This window comes from Bifidobacterium sp. LH_230 (genome assembly GCF_056357555.1).
Map to the genome: position 1 here is coordinate 18,083 of NZ_JBKEWJ010000015.1, position 25,433 is coordinate 43,515.

The window sequence follows — 25,433 nt, forward strand, 5'->3', positions numbered from 1 at the left end:
CCGTCATCCGGTGAAATTCGGCGATGCGTGCGGAGACCGACGTCTGAGGCCGAAGGCGTGCTGAGCACGTCGAGCGCCGAAGAAAGTCGGTATACGCACGCATCGCCGAATTTCACTCCCATTCGATGGTTGCCGGGGGCTTGGAGGTGCAGTCCAGCACGACGCGGTTGATCTGGCGGCATTCGTTGGTGATGCGCGTGGAGATCGTGGCGAGGACGTCGTAGGGCAGGCGCGACCAGTCGGCGGTCATGGCGTCTTCGGAAGAGACGGGGCGCAGGACGATGGGGGAGCCATAGGTGCGCTCGTCGCCCTGGACGCCGACGGAGTGGACGTCGGCGAGGAGCACGACGGGGCACTGCCAGATGTCGCGGTCGAGGCCGGCCTTGGTGAGTTCCTCGCGGGCGATGGCGTCGGCTTCGCGCAGCAGGTCGAGGCGTTCCTTGGTGATTTCGCCGATGATGCGGATGCCGAGGCCCGGGCCCGGGAACGGCTGGCGCCAGACGATCTCGTCGGGCAGTCCGAGTTCGGTGCCGATGGCGCGCACCTCGTCCTTGAACAGGGTTCGCAGCGGTTCGACGAGCTGGAACTTGAGGTCCTTGGGCAGGCCGCCGACGTTGTGGTGGCTCTTGATGTTGGCCGCGCCGTCGCCGCCGCCGGATTCGACGACGTCCGGATACAGCGTGCCCTGCACGAGGAACTTGACTTCCTTGCCGCGTGCGCCGGCCTCTTCGAGGACCTGGCGCTGGGCCTTTTCGAAGGTGCGGATGAACTTCTCGCCGATGATCTTGCGCTTCTTCTCCGGTTCGGAGACGCCCTTCAAGGCGGTGAGGAAGTCGTCGGCCGCGTCGACGGTGATCAGACGGATGCCGGTGGCGGCGACGAAGTCGTGCTTGACCTGCTCGACTTCGCCCTTCCTGAGCAGGCCGTGGTCGACGAACACGCAGGTGAGCTGGTCGCCGACGGCCTTGTGCACGAGGGCGGCCGCGACGGCGGAGTCCACGCCGCCGGACAGGCCGCAGATCACTTCGGCGTCGCCGACCTGTTCGCGGATCTTCTTGACCTGGTCTTCGATGATGCTGGAGGCGTCCCAGTCGTTGGGCAGACCGGCGCACTGGTGGAGGAAGGTTTCGATGAGCTGCTGGCCCATCGGGGTGTGCTTGACTTCGGGGTGCCACTGCACGCCGTAGAGCTTGCGGGATTCGTCCTGCATGGCGGCGACGGGTGCGCCTTCGGTGTGGGCGAGGACCTCGAAGCCGGCGGGCGCGGTCTTGACGGCGACGCCGTGGCTCATCCACGTGTTCTGTTCGGCCGGGGAGCCGGCGAGGATGCCGTCCGCGTGGTCGATCGTGGTTTCGGTCTTGCCGTATTCGCCGAGCGCGGCCTTGTCGACGTCGGCGCCGAGCGCGTAGGCCATTGCCTGGAAACCGTAGCAGATGCCGAGCACGGGGACGCCGGCGTCGAACAGCTTCGTGTCGACGCGCGGGGCACCCGGCTCGAAGACGGAGGCCGGGCCGCCGGACAGGATGATGGCCTTGGGATCCTTGGCGAGGATCTCGTCCGCGGGCATGGAATGGGGCACGAGTTCGGAGTACACGCCGGCCTCGCGCACGCGGCGCGCGATGAGCTGGGCGTACTGGGCTCCGAAGTCGACGACGAGCACAGGACCTGTTGCCATAATTCTCCCTTATATAACGAGATGACTGACGGACGGATAACAGATCCATTGTGGCGGCGCAAGGCGACATTGGGCCGTATCGCCACGCTGGTCAAGTAGGTGACCGCAATGTGACATCGCGTTATGTTCAGTTGAACAACACGCGCGTGTCTATCGGCTGAAACGAACGCGGCGAAACGGTTCGAGATGCTGTTTTCGCGCGGAATGGAGCCGTTTCCGGGTTACGATAGGGTAAACCGCGTGTTCACAAAATGACCATGAAAAGCAAACAAAACCGGAATTTTTTCTAACAATTACGAACACACACGCAAAAAATCGGCCAAAAGTCGGGCTTCGATCGTATGATGCCAAGTGATTGGGATTGAGCACGGCTAAATCGCAAGGTTCGGCACGGCCCATGACCTACCGATAACAATCAATCGCACAACACAGTGCAGGAGTACAGGAGTACATATGACGAGTCCTGTTATTGGCACCCCTTGGAAGAAGCTCAACGCTCCAGTTTCCGAGGAAGCCCTCGAAGGCGTTGACAAGTACTGGCGCGCCGCCAACTACCTTTCCATCGGCCAGATCTATCTGCGTTCCAACCCGCTGATGAAGGCGCCGTTCACCCGTGAGGACGTCAAGCACCGTCTGGTTGGCCACTGGGGCACCACTCCGGGCCTGAACTTCCTCATCGGCCACATCAACCGCTTCATCGCCGACCACGGCCAGAACACCGTGATCATCATGGGCCCGGGCCACGGCGGCCCGGCCGGTACCTCCCAGTCCTACCTGGACGGCACCTACACCGAGACCTTCCCGAAGATCACCAAGGACGAGGCTGGTCTGCAGAAGTTCTTCCGTCAGTTCTCCTACCCGGGCGGCATTCCGTCCCACTTCGCTCCGGAGACCCCGGGCTCCATCCACGAGGGTGGCGAGCTGGGTTACGCCCTGTCCCACGCTTACGGCGCCATCATGGACAACCCGTCCCTGTTTGTGCCGGCCATCGTCGGCGACGGTGAGGCCGAGACCGGCCCGCTGGCCACCGGTTGGCAGTCCAACAAGCTCGTGAACCCGCGCACCGACGGTATCGTGCTGCCGATCCTGCACCTCAACGGCTACAAGATCGCCAACCCGACCATCCTGTCGCGCATCTCCGACGAAGAGCTCCACGAGTTCTTCCACGGCATGGGCTACGAGCCGTACGAGTTCGTCGCCGGCTTCGACGATGAGGACCACATGTCCATCCACCGCCGCTTCGCCGAGCTGTGGGAGACCATCTGGGACGAGATCTGCGACATCAAGGCGACCGCCCAGACCGACAACGTGCATCGTCCGTTCTACCCGATGCTCATCTTCCGCACCCCGAAGGGCTGGACCTGCCCGAAGTACATCGACGGCAAGAAGACCGAGGGCTCCTGGCGTTCGCACCAGGTGCCGCTGGCTTCCGCCCGCGATACCGAGGCCCACTTCGAGGTTCTCAAGAACTGGCTCGAGTCCTACAAGCCGGAGGAGCTGTTCGACGAGAACGGCGCCGTGAAGGAAGACGTCACCGCCTTCATGCCGAAGGGCGAGCTGCGTATCGGTGCCAACCCGAACGCCAACGGCGGCGTGATCCGCAAGGATCTGGACCTGCCGAACCTCGAGGACTACGAGGTCAAGGAAGTCAAGAAGTACGGCCACGGCTGGGGCCAGCTCGAGGCCACCCGTACCCTCGGCGCCTACACCCGCGACATCATCGCCCGCAACATGCACGACTTCCGCATCTTCGGACCGGATGAGACCGCCTCCAACCGTCTGCAGGCCTCTTACGAGGTCACCAACAAGCAGTGGGATGCCGGTTACATCTCCGACGAGGTCGACGAGCACATGCACGTCTCCGGCCAGGTCGTCGAGCAGCTGTCCGAGCACCAGATGGAAGGCTTCCTTGAGGCCTACCTGCTCACCGGCCGTCACGGCATCTGGAGCTCCTACGAGTCCTTCGTGCACGTGATCGACTCCATGCTCAACCAGCACGCCAAGTGGCTTGAGGCTACCGTTCGCGAGATCCCGTGGCGCAAGCCGATCGCCTCCATGAACCTGCTGGTCTCCTCGCACGTGTGGCGTCAGGATCACAACGGCTTCTCGCACCAGGACCCGGGTGTCACCTCCGTCCTGCTGAACAAGTGCTTCCACAACGACCACGTCATCGGCATCTACTTCGCGACCGACGCGAACATGCTGCTGGCCATCGCCGAGAAGTGCTACAAGTCCACCAACAAGATCAACGCCATCATCGCCGGCAAGCAGCCGGCCGCCACTTGGCTGACCCTCGACGAGGCTCGCGCCGAGCTCGAGAAGGGTGCCGCCGCTTGGGATTGGGCTTCCACCGCGAAGACCAACGATGAGGCCGAGGTCGTGCTTGCCGCCGCCGGCGATGTCCCGACTCAGGAGATCATGGCCGCCTCCGACAAGCTGAAGGAACTGGGCATCAAGTTCAAGGTCGTCAACGTGGCTGATCTGCTCTCCCTGCAGTCCGCCAAGGAGAACGACGAGGCCCTGACCGACGAGGAGTTCGCCGACATCTTCACCGCCGATAAGCCGGTGCTGTTCGCGTACCACTCCTACGCTCACGACGTGCGCGGCCTGATCTACGATCGCCCGAACCACGACAACTTCAACGTCCACGGCTACGAGGAGGAAGGCTCCACCACCACGCCGTACGACATGGTTCGCGTGAACCGCATCGATCGTTACGAGCTGACCGCCGAGGCCCTGCGCATGATCGACGCCGACAAGTACGCCGACAAGATCGCCGAGCTCGAGGCCTTCCGTCAGGAAGCCTTCCAGTTCGCGGTCGACAACGGCTACGATCACCCGGACTACACCGACTGGGTGTACTCCGGCCTGAACACCGAGGAGAAGGGCGCCATCACCGCCACCGCCGCCACCGCCGGCGACAACGAGTGACGATAGCCTGATCGCTAGGTCATAAGGAGCAACGCTCCCCGAGGGAAATCTCGGGGAGCGTTTTTTTATCGCAACACACCGTGACGCGGAGCGTGACCGGGATCGGGCGCAATACACCGTTGATGCCGCAAAACCCTTATTTTTCAATGGTTCGAAGGTTTGATGACATTGGATGGCCCGATCCCGGTCACGCTCCGCGTCACGAAAGGTGGATCGGCCGTAGGCGATGGCACAACGATCGCAACACGACACGGATGATGTGACTACGTAGCCACGTATCGTATACAATCGGACTGTTCGATTCCCGCCCCTCGAAGAAGAAGGACCGATTCCCCGTGGATGTGTCCCTGTCGTATTTCGTCCAACAGGTGCTTTCCAATCCCGCATTGGCCGTGACAACGTTGCTGACGCTTGGCGTCATCTTCGTCAACGGATGGACCGACGCGCCCAACGCCATCGCCACCTGCGTGACCACCCGGTGCATGCGCGTGCGTTCGGCCGTCATCATGGCCGCCGTGCTCAACTTCCTCGGCGTGTTCCTCATGACGCAGCTCAACGCGTCGGTCGCCTCCACCATCTCCACCATGGTCGACTTCGGCGGCGACACGCACGCCGCGCTCATCGCCCTGTGCGCGGCATTGTTCTCCATCGTCATCTACAGCGTCGGTGCATCCATGCTCGGCATCCCCACGTCGGAAAGCCACAGCCTTATCGCCGGCCTGTCCGGCGCGGCCATCGCCATCCAGGGCGGCATGGGCGGCATCAACATGGGCGAATGGGTCAAGGTGCTCTACGGCCTCGTGGCCAGTCTGCTCATCGGATTCGGCATGGGATGGATCGTGTGCAAGGCCGTCACGCTGATCTGCGCGAGTCTCGATCGCCGCCGCACCAACGGGTTCTTCACCTATGCGCAGATCGTCGGCGCGGCCGCGATGAGCTTCATGCACGGCGCGCAGGACGGCCAGAAGTTCATCGGCGTGCTGTTCCTCGGCATGGCGTTCTGCAACGGCCAGCCGAGCGTGGCGGGCGTGGTCATCCCCGTGTGGCTCATGATCCTGTGCAGCACGATCATGGGCGTCGGCACCTCCGTCGGCGGCGAGAAGATCATCAAATCCGTCGGTCAGGACATGGTCCGCCTCGAAAAATACCAAGGATTCTCCGCCGACCTGTCGAGCGCGCTGTGCCTGCTGCTCATGACCGTGCTCGGCATCCCCGTCTCCACCACGCACACCAAGACCAGCGCCATCATGGGCGTCGGCGCGGTCCGTCGCCTGTCGGCCATCAACTTCGGCGTGGTGCGCGACATGATGCTCACCTGGGTGTTCACGTTCCCCGGCTGCGGCATCATCAGCTTCGTCATGGCCAAACTGTTCATGTTCGTGTTCTAAACCGCCGTATCCGAGTAAGTTCAGGAGGAAACCCCAATGGCAAGGAAAAACGACTCGTTCTATTTCGACGGCTTCAAGCAAAGCGCCGACTACGCCTGCCAGGCCGCGCACCTGCTGAGCGACGTGATGCACGCGTTCGACCCGACGCGGCTGCGTGAGCGGATGGACGACATGCACCGCATCGAGCAGTCCGCCGACGAGGTGCGCCACCGGATGCTCGACGAACTGGTGACCGCGTTCATCACGCCGTTCGACCGCGAGGACATCGCCGAACTGAGCCACATCCTCGACAACGTCACCGACAGCATCGAAGGCGTGCTCGACCGCATGTACTACGACAACGTGACCGTGATGCGCGAGGACGCGCTCGAGATGGCCGACATGGTCGTGCGCGCCTGCGAGCGGATCGCGGAGCTTGTCGCTCAACTGCCGCAGTTCAAGCGCTCCAAGACGTTGCGCGAACTCGTGTTCGACATCAACACCATCGAAACCGACGCCGACCATGTGTTCATCGAGGCGATGCGCACCCTGCACACCACCTGCGACGATCCGATGCAGGTGTTCGCTTGGCATGACGTGTACCGTCACCTCGAACAGTGCGCCGACGACTGCGAGCATGTGGCCGACACCGTCGACAGCATCGTGATGAAGAACAGCTGACGATAGTCATTGGTGGACGGTCGTCAGCTCTGAACAGATTTCTCGACTCGGCTTTGCCTCGCTCGAAATGACATGGTGGCGTCGGACCGAGAAAGGACGGACAATCAGCGGTGGGCGTTGAGCCATAGGATCGCGAGCTGGGTGCGGTTCGTCAGTCCCAGCTTGTCGAGGATGCCGCTGATGCGGTTGCGCACCGTGCCCTCGCTCAGGAACAGTCTGGCGGCGATGTCGCGGTTGTCGAGTCCCTCGGCGACCAGCGCGACGATGTCGAGATCGCGGTCGGGCAGCATGGCGAACGCCTCACGGTCGGCCTTGGCAGGGGATTCCGATTCGGACAGTTTGCCGAGCACTTCGGCGCCGAGCACGATCTGCCCGGCCATCACCGCCTGCAACGCCGGTCCGACCGACGCGACATCCTGTTTGATGAGATAGCCACGCGCGCCCAACGCCACCGCCTGCGTGATATACGACTTGTCCGCGAACGTGGTCAGGAACAGGATCTTCGCGGCCGGGTCCTTCGCGAGAATCTCCCGGGCCGCCGTCAGCCCGTCCTTGCCGGGCATCTGCACGTCGATGAGCAGCACGTCCGGTCGGCTCGACGGCGAGCGGAAATACTCCGTCGTCGCCGCATTGCCGTCGTTCGCCGTCCACAGCACGTCCGACACATGCGTCGCCGTCAGAATCGTCGCCAACGACTGGCATACGATCGGATCGTCGTCCACAATCGCCGTTCTCATGTCAGCTCCTTACGCGCTCCGACCAACAGCTTCGTCATGCTTCCCCTCAGCTTCATGGTACGTCCAGCGCCGTTTGGGAATCGTGACGAACACACGCCAACCGTCGTGATACGGGCCGCACGACGCCATGCCGTCAAGCGCACGCACACGGGCGTCGATATCGGCCAGCCCCATGCCGCGCATCGCCTCGGGGTCGGATTCGGCATGGCGGGAGGACTCAGGCTTCGCCGGCCCCGGATCTTCGACGATCAGCTGCCAGATCGCCGGAAAATCACGCAGCGTGACCGTCGCGACATTCGCGTCGCTGTGCCGCGCCACATTCGACAACGACTCGCGGATCACCGCGGCGAAACAGCGCGTCACCGGCGCCGGCGCATCCGTGATCTCGTTCGACAGGGTCACCGTGAACCCGGCGGACGTCTCGCCGAACGAGTGCGCCGCGTCCGCGATCTGCGCGACGAAATCCGTGCCGTCATCCTCCAGATCATGCACGGAGCGACGCACCATCGTCATCGCCTCATCCAACGTGCCGTGCAATGCGCCGAATCCTTGCGCGGCGACCGTGTCGCCCGTCGCATCGGCCACCGCCTTGCCGGCCTGCGCCTGCATGATCGCGCGGGTGAGCAGATGACCGACGTTGTCATGGATCTCGCGGGCGATGCGCGTGCGTTCGCCCAAGGTCGCCATACGCACCGACTGGGCGCGTTCCTCGGCGACATCGGCCATGCGGCGGCGGTTGACGCGATTGCCGTCACGGGCAAGATCCTGCGTGCGCCGCAACGACAGGCGCAGACGCATCGCCGTCGCACGCGACACGCCCAGCATCAGACCGATCACGGTGACCACAGCGGCCACGAGCAGCATCAGACGGTCGGCGACGGCAGCCGTCCGAACCATCGCGACGGCCACCGGCGCCACCGGCAGCAGCCATCTGATCAGCCGGTCCGCACGCGCATCATGCAGCATCGACGGCAGACGCGCCAAGTCATAGGCGACGACCGGCATGAACACGCACCAGCCCGGCACGAGCAAGGAAGCCGTCATCAAGACGAGCGCCGGCACGGTCGCCATGGCGCCGCGTCGCGCCATCAGCCATTCGGTCAGGTACGACAGGGAGATCGCGGCCAACAGGCCGACCAGCGAGAGCACATCAACGCCGGAGACCGCCGCCATGGCCGTCGAACAGGCCAGGAGCAGCGCTTTGTCCAGCAAGATGAGCATGCCCCCATGGTAGCCGGTTCCCGGGATTCGACAGGAACATCCCGGGAACCGTCACACGCACATAATCGAACATTGCGCACATTGCGACCGGCAGCATTCCAACGATTGCGGGAAAAACCGAACAGGGGGGCTGGTTCCCGGGATCTTCCGCCGGAAATCCCGGGAACCGGCAAACCCGTGACAAATGTCACGGACAAGCGCCCAAGTCGTGACGGATAGCTGTGGTGTCACCGCCGCCGACGCGCGATGATGAAACCACCCCCAAGGAAAGGAACGGACATGACCGACAACACACCGGCCGTCCACGTCAGCCAATTGGTCAAACGATACGGCGACATGGTCGCGCTCGACTACTTCGACCTTGACGTGAGCCAAGGCGAGATCTTCGGTCTGCTCGGCCCCAACGGCTCCGGCAAGACCACCGCCATCAACTGCATCCTCGCGCTGCTCACCTACGATTCCGGCACCATCCGCGTGTTCGGTCAGCCGATGACGCCGACCAGCTATGCGCTCAAACGCCGCATCGGCATCGTCCCGCAGAACGTCGCCGTGTTCAACGAACTGACCGTCACCGAAAACATCGACTACTTCTGCTCGCTGTACGTGCCGAAGAAAGCCGACCGCGCACCGCTCGTCGAAGAGGCGATCGACTTCGCCGGACTCAACGAGTTCCGCAAGTTCCGCTCCGGCAAACTCTCCGGCGGCCTCCTGCGCCGACTCAACATCGCCTGCGGCATCGCGCACAAGCCGGACCTGATCTTCTTCGACGAGCCGACCGTGGCCGTCGACCCGCAGAGCCGCAACGCGATCCTCGAAGGCATCCAAAAGCTCAACCAGGCCGGCGCGACCGTGATCTACACCAGCCACTACATGGAAGAGGTCGAACAGATCTGCGACCGCATCCTCATCATGGACCACGGCCGTCACCTCGCGCTCGGCACCGCCGACGAACTCAAAGCCATGATCGACACGGGGGAGCGGATCACCATCGAAACGTTCGATCTGAGCGACGACGCGCTCGCGGCCGTACGCGCGCTCGCCTTCGTGATCGACGCGACGTACGACGGGCACGAACTGACCGTGCGATGCCGGCGCGGCGACCACAATCTCGTCGACCTGATCGGCGTGCTGCGCGGGACGAACGCGAACATCGGCCACCTGACCAGCCGGCCGCCGAGCCTCAACGACGTGTTCCTCGAACTGACCGGCAAGGCGCTGCGCGACTGAGCGCACGCTCCCGACCGCGTGCGGCAAGGAAAGGAGAACACCATGTGGAGCACCTTCATCGTCACCCTGAAATCGAACCTGCGCGACAAAAGCGCGCTGTTCTGGCTCATCGTGTTCCCGATCGCGCTGTCGACCATGTTCAACGGCGTGTTCGGCGGACTCGACAAGGCCATGAGCATCACCCCGGTGCCCGTCGCCGTCGTCCAGGACACGAACTGGACGAACGCGCTCGGCGCGGACACGCTGATCGCCGCGCTCGCCGGCCAATCCGACGGCGGCAAGACCGGTGACAACGCGGACACGGCGATCGGCGACATCGACATCGGCGTACGGCTGCTGGACGTCACCAAGGTCGATTCCGCATCGCAGGCCCGCGACCTGCTGAACCAAGGCAAGACGGACGGCATCATCGCCGCGGACGACGACGGGCGCATCGAACTCACGCTCGGTTCCGACACCGTCGCCACCGCCAACAATGGCACGCAGGACGTGGGACTTGACGTCTCCCTGGCTGCGCTCGACAACGTGATCGACCAATACAACCGCACCAGCGCGACCGTGAAGTCCGCGCTCAAGGACAACCCGACCGCCGCCCTCACGCGCACGTTCTGGAACGGCATCGGTTCGTCCGTGAACGGCACGAAGGAGATCTCGCTCACCAATTTCAAACCCGACGTGATGGCCAGATACTACTACGCGCTCATGGGCATGGCCTGTCTGCTCGCCATGTCGTACATGATCCATACGGTCACCACCTCGCAGGCGAACCTCTCCGCACTCGGCATCCGCCGCACCGTCGCGCCGCTCGGCCGCGCCAGACAGCTGCTCGCCGGATTCCTCGCCGGATGGCTGTGCGCATGCGCGTGCCTGCTCGTCGCGCTCGCCTACATCCGCTACGGGTGCGGCATCGAGGTCGGCGGACGCGAACCATTGGCCGTGCTCGCCGTGCTCGTCGCCTCGTTCATGACCTGCTCGTTCGGCACGATGATCGGCGCGATCCCCAAACTCACGGACGGTGTCAAACAGGGCATATCCACCGCGATCGCCTGCGGACTGTCGCTGTTCAGCGGCCTGTACGGCGGGTTCGCGATGGAATTGAGCGACCTGATCTCGCGCAAGACCCCGCTGCTCGCCGCCATCAACCCCACCCAACAGGTCACCAACCTGTTCTACTCGCTCATGTATTACGACAGCACCCAACCGTTCGTCCGCACCTGCGTCATCCTGCTCGCGATGAGCGCAGTGTTTCTCGCGGCCGGCGTGATCATGCTCAGGAGGCAACGTTATGAACACCTGTAAGGCCACCGTGCGCGTCCTGCTCGCGCACCGCACGTACATCATCATCTATCTCGTGCTCATGGGCGTCATGATGTTCACGCTCAGCTGGTCGCAGATCACCGCCGCCAACCGGCCCGTGGCCGACACGTACGAGCCGGCCAAGGTCAACGTCGCCGTCGTCGACCGGGATGCGAACCGCGGCGGCATCGCCGACTGTTTGCGCGACTATCTGTCCGAATCCGCCACGCTGGTCGATCTGGACGACGACTCCGAATCGTTGCAGCAGGCCGTCGCCTCGAACTGGACGGATCTCATCGTCATCATCCCCGACGGCTATGCCGACCGGTTCCTCAAGGCCGCACGTTCCGGCGGCGACATGCCGCAGGTCGAGACGGTCACCAGCTACACGTCGGGAGCCGGCACGATCGGCGGCATGAACGTGAGCGGGTTCCTCTCGCTCGTCCGCATCGCGTTGATCGGCGGGCACGCGCACGTCGATCAGACGGAACTCAAGGCATGGTATGAACGCATGGCGGGCACCGTGAACGGCGGGGGAGCGCAGGCCGGTTCGTCCGCAAGCCCGGATGCCGGAACGGCCGGCGACTGGTCGAATCTCACGATCGACCCGTCGACGTTCGACTTCGACTCGCTGCCGGAAGGCACGCTGACCGATCTGACGATGGACGATGTGCGCGACGCGGCCGGGAACGCTGCGAAGACCGCGCACGACACGGACGTCAACCGGCCGGTCTCCGTGGAGAAAACCGAATCGCAGGACGAACGGGACACCGGCGCGGTCAATCCGGTCGCCTCCGGATTCGGCGACACGATGAAGACCGCGCTCTACCCGCTGTTCCTCACGCTGAGCGTATGCGTGAGCCTCGTGGCCCGCGTGTTCGGCGCCGGCGAATTGCGGCGCAGGCTCACGGCATCCCCGGTCAGCGCGTCGATCGGATTGAAACGCATGGGCGTGCTGTGCGTGTTCGCGCTGCTGATCTGCGTGGCCTATCTGATCGCCGCGCTGGGACTGACGGCGGCGGCCGGGGCGAATCCGGCCGCATTGCCGGCGGGCGGCGTGGCGATGGCGTTCGGTTCGGTGTGCATGTTCAGCCTCATGTGCGTGGCCTGCGGGTTCATGCTCGGCGAATTCGGGGCCTCCGACACGGCCGCCAACGGGTTCGCCAACGTATTCGGGCTGCTCATCCTGTTCACGTCGGGCATCGCGTTCCCCGTGAGCATGATGCCCGACGCGATCATCCCGTTCGTCAGGCTGACGCCCGGCTGGTGGTACACGTCGTCGATCGACGCGGCGCTCGGCGTCGGCGCGGGCGGTGCGGATGCCGTCGGCTGGATGGGCGGGATCGGCATCGTCGCCCTGTATGCGGTGACGTTCGTGTGCATCGGGCTCGCCGTGGGACGGGTGCGCAGGATGCGGCCCACGGATGCGGCCGCCGCGACGACGCAGCTCGCGGAAGCGTAAGACGCATCCCCTGCGGCGTCGGCCGTTCGGTCAGGAGTTGTGACCGATATTCAACCGGTACCGCTGGTCCGGGTCGTCCTGGAATCGCACCGGGGTGACCCGGCCTTCGCGCAGCAGTTCGCGCAGGCCGGCGGTGGCGGCGAGCGGGGTCAGCTGCAGCTCGCGCATGATCTCCTTGACGCTCATCGCCGAATGCCGTTCCAGCACCGTGGTGATCGCCTTGGAAATGTCGCTGGGCGAGCCGAGCCGTGCGGTGCGCTGTTTGGTGATCGTCATGGTGAACGTGTTGATCGTGTTCACCGTGGTCGCCGGTTCGATGCCGGCCTCGCGCAGGGCGGCGGCGATGCGCTGGTAGCCGTCGCCGCCCTCGGGGTTCACGTATCCGCCGCCCGGATACGGGGTCGATTCGAGCAGCGTGAACAGGAACTGGTTTCGGGTCGACTGGAACGGCGTGCCCGACACCGGATGGGGATCGGTGAGCACGTTGTGCGTGACGGTGCCGTACAGTCCGCCCGGATTGGCGATTTCGATGCGGTCGGTGAACACGTTGACATGCACCTGCGTGCCGCGGGCGTCGGGGGAGTAGTCGCGGTGGGTGAGTGCGTTCGCGATCGCCTCGCGCAGCACGACGGGCGGATAGTCGGGCTTCTTGGCGCCGATCCAATGCATCAGCGATTCGACCGTGTCGTCGATCATCACCGGGATCGGGCCGACGATCGACTTTGAAGCGACCAGCCGTTCGTCGCCGCGGAACACGTCGTTGAGGCTGGTTCCGGGGAACACGGCGATCGTGACGCCCAGACGCGGATGATACTTCTGCGGATAGCGCCCCAACGCCAGCAATCCGGCGAGCGTCGGGCGCAAAACGCCGCCGACATGGGTCTCGTCCGAATCGTCGTGGCGCAGCACCTGCAGATCCAGCAGCGTGTCGGTGTCGCTCCGCCCGGCGAACACGTGCGGATGCTGGTCGCGTACCCGCTCCAGCAGACCGGTCACGAGCGTGGGATCAAGATCGTCGAGCGTGGCGTTCGGCACGATATCCAGATCGTAGGTCGGCTGCAGATGCTCCTCGATGAGCCGGTCGACCTCGTATGAATTCATGTGCCGGTCGCCGTCGCCGGTGCGGATGTACGAGCCGTTGTACGGTCCCTGTTCGGTCAGGAAGCACGGCTTGTCGCGCGGCAGCATCTCGTCCACGCGGGCGAACACGAGATTCGTGCCCTCGAACGGGCAGGTCACGATCGTCGGACGCACCACCGGCGTCATCTTCTCGCATGCCTGGCTGAGCGACTCCTGCATGGCGCGCGCGTTGAATCCCTCGACCGGCGTGAACCCGGCCTTTTCCGACAATCCCAGGATGATCCAGCCGCCCGACCCGTTCGAGAACGCGGACAGCGTGTCGGTGATGGTCGACGAGATGTGGCGTTTGCATTCCTTGACCTCGCACTGCTGCGTGTCGTTGCCGATCAGACGCATCAGGTCGATCAGCTCGGTCATTTTCGCGGTGTAGTCGTCGGTCATGGCGCGCCTCCTTGACACCATTGTGCCGCAGGTCAGGCCGTCGGGACGGCGGTTCATGGAGAATTCACATACAGGAAAGGCTTCCCGTCGCGATCGGCGGGAAGCCTTGGAATGGTGATTATGACTGGTGCCTTGTCGTTTTATTCCCCGCTCTTCGCTGCGAGGAAGTGCTCCTCGCTCGGCAGGACGGCGTTGAGGATGACGGCGACGACGAAGGCGACGGCGATGCAGTTCGAGGCGAAGATCTGCTGGAACAGGGCCGGGAACTGGCTGAAGATGTCGCTCACCTGCGTGAAGCCGATGCCGATCGTCAGGGACAGCGCCGCGATCGTGATGTTGCGCTGCGAGAAGCCGGCCTCGGCGATCATCTGGAAGCCGGAGAGGATGATGTTGCCGAACATCATGATCGTGCAGCCGCCGAGCACGGCCTGCGGCAGCGAGTTGAACACCTCGGCGATGGCCGGCACGAAGCTCGCCAGCACGAGGATCAGGCCGCCGGAGAGAATCACCTTGCGGTTGACGACCTTGGTCATGGCCACCAGTCCGATGTTCTGCGCGAACGAGGTCAGCGGCAGGCAGCCGAACAGGCCGGACACGGAGGAGATCAGTCCGTCGCCGGCGATCGCGCCCGCGGTCTCGCGCTCGGTGGGCTGACGGTTCAGACCGACCTTGGTCAGAGCGGCCGTGTCGCCGAGCACCTCGACCGAGGAGACGACGTAGAGCAGGCCGAGCGAGATGATCGAACCCCAGTCGAACGTCGGCTTGAACGGCATGAACTGCGGCAGGGACACGATGGCGAGGTTCTGGAAGCCGGAGAAGTCGACCTTGCCCATGGCGATCGCGACCACATAGCCCACGACGAGGCCGAACAGCACGGACAGCTGCTTGGCGGTGCCCTTCATGAGCAGCTGGAACGCAAGGCAGGCCACGAGCGAGATCAGGCCGAGCGTCAGGTTCTGCCACGAACCGAAGTCCTTCGCGCCCGAACCGCCGCCGAACGAGGTCGCGCCCACGTTGAGCAGCGAGAAGCCGATCGACGTGACGACGATCGCGGAGACGATCGGCGGCACGAAACGACGCCAGTACTTGGCCGTCAGACCCAGCACGAGTTCGAGCAGACCGCCGACCATCACCGCGCCGACGACCGCGCCGTAGCCCTTGTCGGCGCTGATCGCGACGGCCGCGGCGACGTACGTGAACGAAATGCCGGTGACCATCGGGAGCCTCGAGCCGATCAGCCACGCGCCGTACAGCTGCAGGCAGGTGCCGAGACCCGCGACCAGCAGGCCGGCCTGGATGATCGCCGCGGACTGGGCGGCGTCCATCTTCGCGGCGGACGCGACGATGAAGATCGGGGCGAGATTCGCCACGAACATGGCCATGACATGCTGAAGTCCGAACGGGATACCCTTCCAGAACGAGACGGGCGCGTCGAGGCTGCTCAGCGCCTCGAACGAGACGGCTTCGGATTGCTTCTTCTCAGACAATGGGTTCCTCTCTTCTTGTCTTCTTGTTCTTCTCTTAGGAATCAGTGACGGAATTCGATGTCGCCGGTCTTCGGGTCCATCGACTCGACGATCGCGAGCGAATCGACGTCGTAGCCCTCCTCGCGCAGCTGGTCGCCGCCGCCCTGGAATCCCTTCTCCACGGCGATGCCGATGCCCTCGACGGTCGCGCCCGCATGCTTGCAGATGTCGATCAGACCGTGCAACGCCTTGCCGTTCGCAAGGAAATCGTCGATGAGCAGCACGTGGTCCTCGGGGCCGAGGTACTTGCGCGAGACGATCACCGGGAACTCGCGCTGCTTGGTGAACGAGTACACGGTCGTCACGTACTGGTCGCCGTCGAGGTTGATCGACTGCGCCTTCTTGGCGAACACAACCGGCACGTTGCCGAAGTGACGCGCGGCCACGCACGCCATGCCGATGCCGGACGCCTCGATGGTGAGGATCTTGGTGATGTGCTTGCCGGCGAAATGCTCGGCCCATGCCTTGCCCATGGCATCGTAGAGCGCCACGTCGCACTGGTGGTTCAGGAAGGCGTCCACCTTCAGCACATTGCCTTCCTTGACGGTTCCTTCCTTGCGGATGCGATCCTCGAGTTCCTGCATACCACTCCTTTGACGAATACGGATGGGCGAATATTGTGTAAGTTGCCAGTCTACGCCGTCCAGATGACCGCATCGGAGAATGAAAACACGCTCGCCATGCGGACGCTCACGATGCCCGGCCGACTTGCAAATCAGCCAAAAACACCCCTTGAATACCCCGATTCCACGCGTGCCCGATCATCCCACGCCGACCACCCCGTTTCTGTCCGCTCCCGTCGTAACATGACGGGGTGATGGAAACGCAAGCACAATCGACCAGACAACATTCCGCGGCCCGATACCGTTGCATGGACGGCATCAAGGGCATCGCACTCATCGGCATCATGTGGTACCACCTGTCGCAGCGCACGCTGCCCGGCGGCTTCGTCGGCGTCGATATGTTCTTCACCGTTTCCGGATTCCTGCTCGGCACGAGTCTGCTGCGCGAACTCGAACGCAACGGCCGCATCGCGTTCGGCTGGTTCTACCTGCGCCGGCTGGCCCGCCTGTGGCCGGCGATGCTGCTGACGATCGCCGCATCGGTGGGCCTTGGCTGGCTGGTGGATCACGATACGCTGGTCCATATCGGCGGCACGAGCGCCGCCTCCGCGCTGTTCGCATCGAACTGGTACGAGATCGCCACCGGCGGCAGCTATTTCGATTCGACGTCGCCGCAGCTGCTGCGTCACCTATGGTTCGTCGCGTTGCTGGCCCAGTTCACGATCATCATGCCGCTGCTGGTGATGCTGCTGCAGCGCATCCGTTCGTTCGTGGCCAGGCTGTCGGCGGTCGTCGTGCTGGCCGCGCTGTCCGCCGTGGGCATGGCGCTGCTGTACCGTCCGCAGGCCGACCCGACCCGCGTGTATTTCGGCACGGACACGCACTGCTTCGGGTTGCTGATGGGTCTCGCCTTGGCACTGGTCGTGCATCGCATCGAAACGGCGGCGGCCGACGGACAGCCGGTCGAGGCGACGATCGGAGCGGGCAAGTCGGCCGTGACGATCCCGGCCTCATGGACGCGCACCGGCGCCCCATGGCTGGCGACGGTCGCGTTGCTGACGCTGATCACCCTGATGATGCACGTCGGTCAGAATGCATCCGCATTCCGTGGCGGACTGTTCGCGGCGTCGATACTGACCGTGATCGTCATCGCCGGCAGCATCGTCGACGACTCGTGGATGAACGACCTGTTCACATGGAAGCCGTTGGCATTGCTCGGCAAGTATTCGTACGGCATCTATCTGTGGCATTGGCCGCTGTTCCTGCTGATCCAGCTGCTGCTGCCCGCGTGGCGCGGCCGTGGCATGTGGCTGATCTGGCTGCTGACGCTGGTGGCCAGCGGACTGATGGCGGCATTGTCGTGGTGGATGGTCGAACGTCCCGTCGCCGATTGGATCGCGGCGCTGCGGTCCCGTCGGGCCAAGACCGGCTCCGGCGCACAGGCTGCGCCCGCGCCCACCGCGCGCGTCGTGTCCAATGCGGATCGCGACGCGCCGGCGTTCGCCCCGATGAGCGAGCAGGAACAGGCCGCGCTGCGCCCGGTGCGTGGCATCCCCTCGTGGCAGCGGGTGACGGCCACCGTGGTCGTCGTCATGCTGGCCGCCGTCGGATTCCTCATGGGCGTCAAGGACGCCCCCGCCAAGTCGCGCATCCAGATGGAACTCGAACAGAACCAGGGCGTGCTCGACCAGCAGGCCGACAAGCGCCAAAGCGACGCGGCAGCGGCGAAGGCCGCCGCCGAAGCGCGCAAACGCGCCGAGGAGGCCGCCCGCAAGCGCGAACAGGCCAAGCAGGAGGCGTTGAAGCATCTCGACGGCAAGAACGTGACCGTGGTCGGCGATTCCGTGACGGTCGGCGCGTCCCCGGCCTTGAGCAAGCTGCTGCCCGGCGTGGTCGTCGACGCCCAGGTGTCCCGTTCGGTGCTCAAGGGCCCCGGCATCGTGTCCACGCTCAAGACGCAGGGCCAACTGCGCAAGTACGTCGTGATCTCGCTCAACACGAACTCGGAAACCAACGCCGAGGAACTGGATGCCGTCGTGAACGCGGCCGGCGACGGCCATGTGTTCATACTCGTCACCGCATACGGCGACCGGTCGTGGATTCCGCTCGCCAATCAGGCCACGTTCGACTACGCGAGCGCCCATGCCGGCAACGTGACCGTGGCCGACTGGAACGCGGCCATCGGCGCACACCCCGAATGGCTGGGCGCGGACGGCATCCATCCCGGCCCGCAAGGCCAGGAACTGTACGCGCAGACCGTCAAGGACGCGATCGCCGGCTGGATCGTCGACCACGACGTCTGACCGTGACCTATGGTAGACAAGTAGGGCCCGCACGGGCCGTATGAACCGAACGAACGTGAAGGGGAACAGCGTGCAGCAGGATCCGGATCTCATCGCCCGAACCGCAGACGAACTGGTGGGCGACCTCAACCCGCAGCAGGCCGAGGCCGTCCAGTACCGCGGTCCCGCGCTGCTCATCGGCGCGGGCGCCGGCTCGGGCAAGACGCGCGTGCTCACACGGCGTATCGCCTACATCCTCAGCCAGTTCAACGCATGGCCGAGCCAGATCCTCGCCATCACGTTCACCAACAAGGCCGCCGCCGAAATGCGCGAACGTCTCGCCACGCTCATCGGACCGGTCGCCGAACGCATGTGGGTGTCCACGTTCCATTCGGCCTGCGTGCGCATCCTGCGCCGCGACGGCAAGGCCATCGGCCTGAACTCCGGGTTCTCGATCTACGACACGGCCGACTGCGAGCGTCTCGTCAAGCTCATCGCTGCCGATCTCAACGTGGACGTCAAACGCTACACGCCGCGCGCGATCCTGAGCCGCATCTCGGACTACAAGAACAATCTCGAAAGCTGGCAGAGCCGGCTCAAGCAGTACGCGCCCGACTATAAGCCCGGCCAGCGCGGCTACCAGATCGGCAACCCCGGCGACATCGAAGTGCTGTACGCGGTCGTCTACGCCGAATACCAGCATCGTCTCGCCGCCGCGAACGCCGTCGACTTCGACGACCTGATCGGCCGCACCGTCGAACTGCTGCGCGCCGATCCGGCCGTCGCCGACTACTACCGTCACAAGTTCCGCTATATTCTCGTCGACGAGTACCAGGACACGAACCACGCACAGTACGTGCTGGTACGCGAACTGGCCGGCGTCGACGCGGCCCAGCACGCCGGCGCGACGCCCGGGGCCGTCGACTCGCCGTCTCCCGTGACCGCACCCGTTTCCGTCCTGCAGCCGACGCCGATGATGCCTCCCGCACCGCAGGACGAATGGGACGACTGGGGCGGCTGGGAGGACGAGACCGCACTGCCGATGATGCCGGTCATGCCGGCCGCCGCGCCGTCCGCTCCCGCCATGCAGCCCGTCCAGGCTCCGCGCAACGCCGGCCGCGACGGCCAGGCATGGATCACCGTCGTCGGCGACTCCGACCAGTCGATCTACGCGTTCCGCGGCGCGGACATCCGCAACATCCAGGACTTCGAGCAGGACTTCCCGAACGCGAAGACCATCATGCTCGAACAGAACTACCGATCCACACAGACCATTCTCGACGCGGCGAACGCGGTGATCGCCCGCAACGAGGGCCGCAAGCCGAAGAAGCTGTGGACCGCGCTCGGCAAAGGCGAGCCGATCGTCGGCTACGCGGCCGACAACGCGCAGCAGGAGGCCGGCTGGATCGCCAACGAGATCGCGCGGCTGCACGGCGAGGAGGGCATCGCGTATTCGGACATGGCGATCATGTACCGTGCCAACGCGCAGTCGCGCTCGCTGGAAGAGGGACTGATCAACGCCGGACTGCCGTACCAGCTGGTCGGCGGCACGCGCTTCTACGAACGTCGCGAGATCAAGGACGCGATCGCCTACCTGCAGGCCATCGTCAACCCGGCCGACAACGTGAACATGCGGCGCATCCTCAACGTGCCCAAGCGAGGGCTTGGTGCGCGCGCCGAGGCGGTGGTCGCGGGCTACGCCGATACGCATGCGATCCCGTTCTACGGGGCGATCGAACGGCTCGACCAGATCGAAGGCGTGCCGACCCGCACCGCGAACCAGCTGCGCGCGTTCCGCGACCTGATGGACGGGCTGCGCAAGTTCGCGGCCGACCCGGCCAACAAGCCGAGCATGATCGTGGCCGAAGTGCTCGCGAAGTCCGGGCTGCTTGACGAACTCAGGAAATCCGAGGACCCGCAGGACGCCTCGCGCGTCGAGAACCTCTCACAGCTGCAGTCCGTGGCGGCCGAATTCGAGCAGAACACGCCGGACGCGACGCTGGCAGGGTTCCTCGAGACGACCGCGCTCGTGGCCGACTCCGACCAGCTGCCCGCCGAAGGCGAGGATTCCGGCAAGGTGACGCTGATGACGCTGCACACGGCCAAGGGCTTGGAATACCCGGTCGTGTTCCTGACCGGCATGGAACAGGGCACGTTCCCACATTCGCGGGCGATGGAGGATGCCAGCGAACTGGCCGAGGAGCGGCGGCTCGCGTACGTGGGCATCACTCGCGCCAAGCGACGGCTGTACGTGACCCGCGCCGCCGTGCGCGCCCAATGGGGGCAGGCCAACGAGATGATGCCAAGCCAGTTCCTCGACGAGATCCCGGACGGGCTGATCGACTGGAAGCGGCGCGAGGCCGGCGTCGAACGCATGCGCGGCGGATGGCAGGGCGGCTTCGGCGACGATGACGAGTTCGGCGGCTGGGGCGACGACGACTTCGGCTCGGGCACCACGTTCGGCGGTTCGTCGTACGGCGGTTCCGGTTCGTCCTACGGCAGGGGAGGGTCGTCGTCGTACGGGTCGCGCGGATACGGTTCGTCGGGGCGATCGACGTATGGCGGGTCCTCATACGGATCGTCGTCCTACGGTTCCGGGTCGTCGTATGGCTCGGGATCGTCCGGCCGGTACGGTTCCGGTTCAACCGGCAGATCGCATTCCTCGTATGGTTCGGGAACATCATCCCGATACGGCTCTCGATACGGTTCGTCGTCCGGCTCCGGTTCGTCGCGAGGCGGCAAGGTGACCACGCGACGCGTCGCGCCGAAGAGCGGTTCGTCGTCCGGCGTGCCCGCATCGTCGCTGAACAAGGACAACCAACTCAACATCGCCGACTTCCACATCGGCGACCGCATCACGCACGACCAGTACGGTCTCGGCAAGATCGTCGACACGCAGGACAAGGGCCGCAACTCGATCATCACCGTCGACTTCGGCTCCGCCGGCGTCAAGCGCCTGATGCTGCGTGTTGCTCCTATTGAAAAGCTCTGATGAGCTTTCCAATAGGAGCCTTCGCGGCTGTGCCGCTCACTTCGCCTACGGACAGTCCACCGGACTGTCCGCTTAACGGCTCGCCTTCGGCTCTGCAATTACGGACTCGCCTACGGCGAGACCTGAATACACCTTCATTCGGCTATCGCCTCATTCAGGCTGAGCCTACGGACAGTCCACTGGACTGTCCGCTTAACGGCTCAGCTATTGAGAAGCTCCGAGGAGCTTCGAAGGGAAGGTATCGCGCTGTTGCGCGATGCTGTGTTGTTGGCGGCTGACGCCGCGTACCCCAACCCGTCAGCTTCGCTGACACCCTCCCCTGAAAGGGGAGGGAAAGGCCGAAACACTTCCCTCCCCTTTCAGGGGAGGGTGCCCGGCGAAGGCCGGGCGGGTTGGGGTACGCGGCGTCAGCCGCCAACAACACAGCATCGAGTGCACGATAGTGCAATCGATTCAGATACCAAGGTCATGATGTAGCAGAAAAAGCGGATAAGTCAAGTCTTGTTTTTTCATTTCGTTACTGGAATAATCTGCACAGTTCACAGACACCTACGAGAGGAAGACATGACCCGCAAACTGTTCGCCACCCTGCCCGCCATCGTGCTCGGCGCGCTGATCGCCGTCGCCCCGCAGACCTTCGCCTACGTGTGCAAGGTGGAGGACGGCATGAAGATGGCCTGCCACTACACCGCGCAGGCCGCGCTCGGCATCGGCGTCGTCATCGCGCTGCTCGGCGTGATCGGCCTGTTCGTCGAACCGAAGGTGCGTGCCGGCCTCAACATCGCGGTCGTGCTCAACGCCGTGCTCGTCATCGCCGTGCCGACCGTGCTCATCGGCGTGTGCAAGGGCGCGATGATGCACTGCCATATGGTCACCCTGCCCACGCTCATCGTGCTCGGCGTGCTTGCGATCATCCTCGCCGTCATCGCGGTGTGGCTTGACATCCGCGACACCAAGACGGCGCGGTGATCATGCCTCGCATCACCCTCGGGCGACTGCCCTTCGAGAACCTCAAGCGCAAGCCGTTCCGCACGGCCGCGCTCGTCATCGTCGTCACCATGCTCACCGTCGCGTTCTACGGCGGCGCATTGCTCGCGACGAACCTGAAAGCCGGCCTGGACAGCATGCAGGAACGCATGGGCGCCGATCTCATGGTCGTGCCGCAGAACACCGGTTCCAAGGCCGAGGCGCTGCTCACCAGCGGAAGCTCGAGCACGTTCTACTTCACCAACGACATCGCTGGCCTCGTCGCCAAGGCCGACGGCATCGGCCAGGCCACCAAGCAGACGTACATCTCGTCGCTCGCCGCCGCATGCTGCGACGAGAAGGTGCAGATCATCGGCTTCGACCCGGCCACCGACTTCGTCATCGAACCGTGGATCACCTCGCAGTACGACGGCACGCTCAAAAACGGCGAGGTCGTCGCCGGCGCGAACATCAACGTGTCCGAAAACGGCACGATCAGGCTGTACAACCATGATTTCCCGGTCGCCGCGCAACTCGCGTCCACCGGCACCAGCCTCGACAATTCGGTGTTCGTCAACGAGACCACCATCCCCGACGTCGTCTCGTATTCGGCCAAGGTCGGCCACGCCGCCATCCCGCAGGAATACGCCGACACGGCCGTTTCCGCGGTGCTCATCAAAACCGCGGACGGCTACGACGCGCACACCGTCGCCGCGAACATCACCAAGGCAAGTGGCATCAGCACCCTCGGCTACGTGTATCCGGGCGGCGTGACGGCCACCACCCGCGCCAACATCGGCGCGCTCGTCGGCTACGCCGGCCTGTTCCTCGCCGTGTTCTGGACGATGGGGCTGGTCGTGCTGTTCGCCGTGTTCGCTTCCTCGATGAACGAACGCAAGCGCGAATTCGCCGCCTACCGCATCATGGGAGCCACGCGAGGCATGCTCGTCGGCCTGATCGTCAGGGAATCCGCGACGATCGGCCTTATCGGCGGCGCGGTCGGCATCACCGCCGCGACGCTCGCGATCCTGCCGTTCAACACGCTGATCGGCAAGCAACTGCAACTGCCATACCTGCAGACCGGCATCGTGACCGTGCTCGCACTGATCGCGGCCGGACTGCTGTTCGCCGTGGCGACCGGCCTGATCGCCTCGATCGCGACGGCCGTGAAACTGTCCGCGCCGGAGACGTACCTGACGCTGCGTGAAGGGGAGTGAGGCATGGCGATACTCGACATCCACGACCTGACCCGCGAATTCACGCGCCGCGGCAGCGCGTTCGCCGCCGTCGACCACGTGAACCTGAGCGTCGACGGCGGACAGTTCGTCGCGATCGTCGGCCGGTCCGGCAACGGCAAAAGCACGCTGCTCAACCTGATCACCGGACTGCTCAGACCGACCTCGGGCACGGTGAGCGTCGACGGTCGGACGGTCGACTCGCTGAACGACCGCGACATGGCGCGGCTGCGCAACCGCACGATCGGATTCGTCACCCAGTCGGCCACATTGCTCGCGAACCTGACGGTGCTCGACAACGTGATCCTGCCGGCCGTGATGATGGGGGAGCCGTCGGTTGACGACGGTGCCGATGATTCGCCGTCTGATCGGCTCCAAGCGCAAGGCTCGACCACGGTGACCGCGGCCGACCCGGATATGCCTGACGTGATCGCCCCGGCAGATCGGGAGCAGACCGAGGATGCGCTCACACGCCGTGCCCGGATGCTGCTCGGCTCGCTGCAGGTGGCCGATCTGGCCGACTGTTATCCGAAGGAGCTTTCCGGCGGCGAGATGCGCCGCGTGTCCATCGCCCGCGCGCTGATGAACCGGCCGAAACTGCTCATCGCCGACGAGCCGACCGGCGATCTGGACGCGGACAGCACGGCGATCGTCATGCGGCTGCTGCGCGAAACCGCCGACGCCGGCACCGCCGTGCTCATGGTCACGCACGATCCGGACGCGCTCGACTACGTCGACCGCACCTACCGGATGGACCGCGGCGTGCTCGCACAGGCGTGATCGCGCCGTGTGCGGCATGCCGGATATCCCTGTCCGCACCCCATGTGTATAGTTGACGATTGGTGTGTGCCGTCAGGCCATGCCGTCTGGGAGCCTTAGCCCGTCAGCGGGTCGGCGACCGGGAACCGCAAGATTCCCTGCCGTTCGCGCGTCGCGCGAGACAAGCGCTGGAGAGGCCGGCTCAGCGTGGGCGTCACCCGATGCCCGCGTTCCGTTCAGACAACGACAGAACAACCAAAGGAATAAACCAATGACGAACGTTCAGCGTTCCCGCCGTCAGGTGCGTCTTTCCCGCGCCCTCGGCATCGCACTGACCCCGAAGGCTCAGCGCATCTTCGAAAAGCGCCCGTACGCTCCGGGTGAGCACGGCCGCACCCGCCGCCGCACCGAGTCCGATTACGCGGTGCGTCTGCGCGAGAAGCAGCGTCTGCGCGCCCAGTACGGCGTGTCGGAGAAGCAGCTGCGTCGCGCCTACGATGAGGCCACCCGCACCGCCGGCCAGACCGGCAACGCCATGCTGACCGATCTCGAGACCCGTCTCGACAACCTGGTCCTGCGTGCCGGCATCGCCCGCACCACCGCCCAGGCCCGTCAGTTCGTGGTGCACCGTCACATCCTCGTCGACGGCAACATCGTGGACCGCCCGTCCTACCGCGTCAAGCCCGGCCAGACCATCCAGGTGAAGGCCAAGAGCCAGACCATGGTTCCGTTCCAGATCGCCGCCGAAGGCGTGCACCGTGACGTGCTGCCCGCGGTCCCCGGCTACCTCGACGTGAACCTCGCCTCCCTGAAGGCCACTCTGACCCGCAAGCCCGAAGCCGAGGAGATCCCGGTTCAGGTCAACATCCAGTACGTCGTCGAGTTCTACGCTCGCTGATCTGGATCCTCTTCACCCTGTAAGAATTTACAGCTTAAGGACATACATACGCACGAACGCCCCGTGGCATACGCCCGGGGCGTTCGTGTATTCG

At 64.6% G+C, this 25,433-nt stretch carries 18 protein-coding genes; 12 read left to right on the forward strand and 6 right to left on the reverse strand.

Translation table 11 applies throughout. The features are described from left to right. Positions 1 to 112: 112 nt before the first annotated feature. The gene (guaA, locus tag AC1A0G_RS07930; protein WP_214373469.1) at positions 113 to 1,675 is read right to left on the reverse strand and encodes a glutamine-hydrolyzing GMP synthase; all 1,563 of its coding nucleotides are present in this window, start codon (positions 1,673 to 1,675) and stop codon (positions 113 to 115) included. Between the two features lie 453 nt (positions 1,676 to 2,128). Here guaA and AC1A0G_RS07935 point away from each other — a divergent pair, with 453 nt between their 5' ends. The 3 genes from AC1A0G_RS07935 to AC1A0G_RS07945 all read left to right on the forward strand — a co-directional run bounded on the left by AC1A0G_RS07935 (position 2,129) and on the right by AC1A0G_RS07945 (position 6,654). Further along, positions 2,129 to 4,606, forward strand: a complete 2,478-nt coding sequence (locus tag AC1A0G_RS07935; RefSeq protein WP_163230528.1) for a phosphoketolase — start codon at positions 2,129 to 2,131, stop codon at positions 4,604 to 4,606. A gap of 335 nt (positions 4,607 to 4,941) precedes the next feature. After that, positions 4,942 to 5,994, forward strand: coding sequence for an inorganic phosphate transporter (locus tag AC1A0G_RS07940; protein ID WP_476528719.1), 1,053 nt, complete (start codon positions 4,942 to 4,944; stop codon positions 5,992 to 5,994). A 36-nt stretch (positions 5,995 to 6,030) separates the two neighbouring features. Beyond that, positions 6,031 to 6,654: a DUF47 domain-containing protein gene (locus AC1A0G_RS07945; RefSeq protein WP_476528721.1), complete on the forward strand. Its 624-nt coding sequence runs from the start codon at positions 6,031 to 6,033 to the stop codon at positions 6,652 to 6,654. 104 nt (positions 6,655 to 6,758) lie between these two features. Here AC1A0G_RS07945 and AC1A0G_RS07950 read toward each other — a convergent pair whose 3' ends face one another. Both AC1A0G_RS07950 and AC1A0G_RS07955 read right to left on the reverse strand, forming a co-directional pair. Continuing rightward, the gene (locus AC1A0G_RS07950) at positions 6,759 to 7,391 is read right to left on the reverse strand and encodes a response regulator transcription factor (RefSeq protein WP_476528723.1); all 633 of its coding nucleotides are present in this window, start codon (positions 7,389 to 7,391) and stop codon (positions 6,759 to 6,761) included. 9 nt (positions 7,392 to 7,400) lie between these two features. Continuing rightward, entirely contained in the window at positions 7,401 to 8,612 is a 1,212-nt protein-coding gene (locus AC1A0G_RS07955; RefSeq protein WP_476528725.1) for a sensor histidine kinase, read from the reverse strand. Between the two features lie 246 nt (positions 8,613 to 8,858). On the opposite strand from AC1A0G_RS07955, the gene AC1A0G_RS07960 reads away from it, so the two are divergent. From AC1A0G_RS07960 to AC1A0G_RS07970, 3 genes are read left to right on the forward strand one after another with little or no spacing between them, the layout of a single operon-like run. Beyond that, on the forward strand, positions 8,859 to 9,839 hold the full coding sequence (locus tag AC1A0G_RS07960) for an ABC transporter ATP-binding protein (protein ID WP_476528727.1): 981 nt from the start codon (positions 8,859 to 8,861) through the stop codon (positions 9,837 to 9,839). A 42-nt stretch (positions 9,840 to 9,881) separates the two neighbouring features. Continuing rightward, on the forward strand, positions 9,882 to 11,138 hold the full coding sequence (locus tag AC1A0G_RS07965; RefSeq protein ID WP_476528729.1) for an ABC transporter permease: 1,257 nt from the start codon (positions 9,882 to 9,884) through the stop codon (positions 11,136 to 11,138). Continuing rightward, on the forward strand, positions 11,125 to 12,597 hold the full coding sequence (locus AC1A0G_RS07970; RefSeq protein ID WP_476528731.1) for an ABC transporter permease: 1,473 nt from the start codon (positions 11,125 to 11,127) through the stop codon (positions 12,595 to 12,597). Before AC1A0G_RS07965 ends, AC1A0G_RS07970 begins: the two co-directional genes overlap by 14 nt. A gap of 30 nt (positions 12,598 to 12,627) precedes the next feature. On the opposite strand, the gene AC1A0G_RS07975 is transcribed toward AC1A0G_RS07970, so the two are convergent. From AC1A0G_RS07975 to AC1A0G_RS07985, 3 genes are all read right to left on the reverse strand, one after another. After that, a complete protein-coding gene (locus AC1A0G_RS07975) occupies positions 12,628 to 14,118 on the reverse strand; it encodes an ATP-binding protein (protein ID WP_476528733.1) in 1,491 nt (496 codons plus the stop codon). A 140-nt stretch (positions 14,119 to 14,258) separates the two neighbouring features. Beyond that, positions 14,259 to 15,605 (reverse strand): nucleobase:cation symporter-2 family protein, encoded by a 1,347-nt coding sequence (locus AC1A0G_RS07980; RefSeq protein WP_476528735.1) that lies wholly within the window; start codon positions 15,603 to 15,605, stop codon positions 14,259 to 14,261. A 41-nt stretch (positions 15,606 to 15,646) separates the two neighbouring features. Next, on the reverse strand, positions 15,647 to 16,228 hold the full coding sequence (locus AC1A0G_RS07985) for a xanthine phosphoribosyltransferase (protein WP_476528737.1): 582 nt from the start codon (positions 16,226 to 16,228) through the stop codon (positions 15,647 to 15,649). Between the two features lie 233 nt (positions 16,229 to 16,461). Here AC1A0G_RS07985 and AC1A0G_RS07990 point away from each other — a divergent pair, with 233 nt between their 5' ends. The 6 genes from AC1A0G_RS07990 (at position 16,462) to rpsD (ending at position 25,339) form a co-directional block, all read left to right on the forward strand. Further along, on the forward strand, positions 16,462 to 18,510 hold the full coding sequence (locus tag AC1A0G_RS07990) for an acyltransferase family protein (protein WP_476528739.1): 2,049 nt from the start codon (positions 16,462 to 16,464) through the stop codon (positions 18,508 to 18,510). A gap of 40 nt (positions 18,511 to 18,550) precedes the next feature. Then, on the forward strand, positions 18,551 to 21,481 hold the full coding sequence (locus tag AC1A0G_RS07995) for an ATP-dependent helicase (protein ID WP_476528741.1): 2,931 nt from the start codon (positions 18,551 to 18,553) through the stop codon (positions 21,479 to 21,481). Between the two features lie 564 nt (positions 21,482 to 22,045). Beyond that, on the forward strand, positions 22,046 to 22,450 hold the full coding sequence (locus AC1A0G_RS08000; protein ID WP_476528743.1) for a DUF4418 family protein: 405 nt from the start codon (positions 22,046 to 22,048) through the stop codon (positions 22,448 to 22,450). A gap of 2 nt (positions 22,451 to 22,452) precedes the next feature. Further along, positions 22,453 to 23,664, forward strand: coding sequence for an ABC transporter permease (locus tag AC1A0G_RS08005; protein ID WP_476528745.1), 1,212 nt, complete (start codon positions 22,453 to 22,455; stop codon positions 23,662 to 23,664). 3 nt (positions 23,665 to 23,667) lie between these two features. Then, the gene (locus AC1A0G_RS08010) at positions 23,668 to 24,462 is read left to right on the forward strand and encodes an ABC transporter ATP-binding protein (protein WP_476528747.1); all 795 of its coding nucleotides are present in this window, start codon (positions 23,668 to 23,670) and stop codon (positions 24,460 to 24,462) included. Between the two features lie 250 nt (positions 24,463 to 24,712). Next, complete coding sequence (gene rpsD, locus AC1A0G_RS08015; RefSeq protein WP_214373483.1) at positions 24,713 to 25,339, forward strand: 30S ribosomal protein S4; 627 nt, start codon at positions 24,713 to 24,715, stop codon at positions 25,337 to 25,339. Positions 25,340 to 25,433 lie beyond the last annotated feature (94 nt).

What these genes read in the sequence shown, in the direction of transcription:
- guaA (WP_214373469.1), bottom strand. Translation starts at nt 1,675, where the DNA reads ATGGCAACAGGTCCTGTGCTCGTCGTCGACTTCGGAGCCCAGTACGCC.
- AC1A0G_RS07970 (WP_476528731.1), top strand. Translation starts at nt 11,125, where the DNA reads ATGAACACCTGTAAGGCCACCGTGCGCGTCCTGCTCGCGCACCGCACG.
- AC1A0G_RS07960 (WP_476528727.1), top strand. Translation starts at nt 8,859, where the DNA reads ATGATGAAACCACCCCCAAGGAAAGGAACGGACATGACCGACAACACA.
- rpsD (WP_214373483.1), top strand. Translation starts at nt 24,713, where the DNA reads ATGACGAACGTTCAGCGTTCCCGCCGTCAGGTGCGTCTTTCCCGCGCC.
- AC1A0G_RS07985 (WP_476528737.1), bottom strand. Translation starts at nt 16,228, where the DNA reads ATGCAGGAACTCGAGGATCGCATCCGCAAGGAAGGAACCGTCAAGGAA.
- AC1A0G_RS08010 (WP_476528747.1), top strand. Translation starts at nt 23,668, where the DNA reads ATGGCGATACTCGACATCCACGACCTGACCCGCGAATTCACGCGCCGC.
- AC1A0G_RS07955 (WP_476528725.1), bottom strand. Translation starts at nt 8,612, where the DNA reads ATGCTCATCTTGCTGGACAAAGCGCTGCTCCTGGCCTGTTCGACGGCC.
- AC1A0G_RS07950 (WP_476528723.1), bottom strand. Translation starts at nt 7,391, where the DNA reads ATGAGAACGGCGATTGTGGACGACGATCCGATCGTATGCCAGTCGTTG.
- AC1A0G_RS08000 (WP_476528743.1), top strand. Translation starts at nt 22,046, where the DNA reads ATGACCCGCAAACTGTTCGCCACCCTGCCCGCCATCGTGCTCGGCGCG.
- AC1A0G_RS07995 (WP_476528741.1), top strand. Translation starts at nt 18,551, where the DNA reads ATGAACCGAACGAACGTGAAGGGGAACAGCGTGCAGCAGGATCCGGAT.
- AC1A0G_RS07965 (WP_476528729.1), top strand. Translation starts at nt 9,882, where the DNA reads ATGTGGAGCACCTTCATCGTCACCCTGAAATCGAACCTGCGCGACAAA.
- AC1A0G_RS07975 (WP_476528733.1), bottom strand. Translation starts at nt 14,118, where the DNA reads ATGACCGACGACTACACCGCGAAAATGACCGAGCTGATCGACCTGATG.
- AC1A0G_RS07945 (WP_476528721.1), top strand. Translation starts at nt 6,031, where the DNA reads ATGGCAAGGAAAAACGACTCGTTCTATTTCGACGGCTTCAAGCAAAGC.
- AC1A0G_RS07990 (WP_476528739.1), top strand. Translation starts at nt 16,462, where the DNA reads ATGGAAACGCAAGCACAATCGACCAGACAACATTCCGCGGCCCGATAC.
- AC1A0G_RS07935 (WP_163230528.1), top strand. Translation starts at nt 2,129, where the DNA reads ATGACGAGTCCTGTTATTGGCACCCCTTGGAAGAAGCTCAACGCTCCA.
- AC1A0G_RS08005 (WP_476528745.1), top strand. Translation starts at nt 22,453, where the DNA reads ATGCCTCGCATCACCCTCGGGCGACTGCCCTTCGAGAACCTCAAGCGC.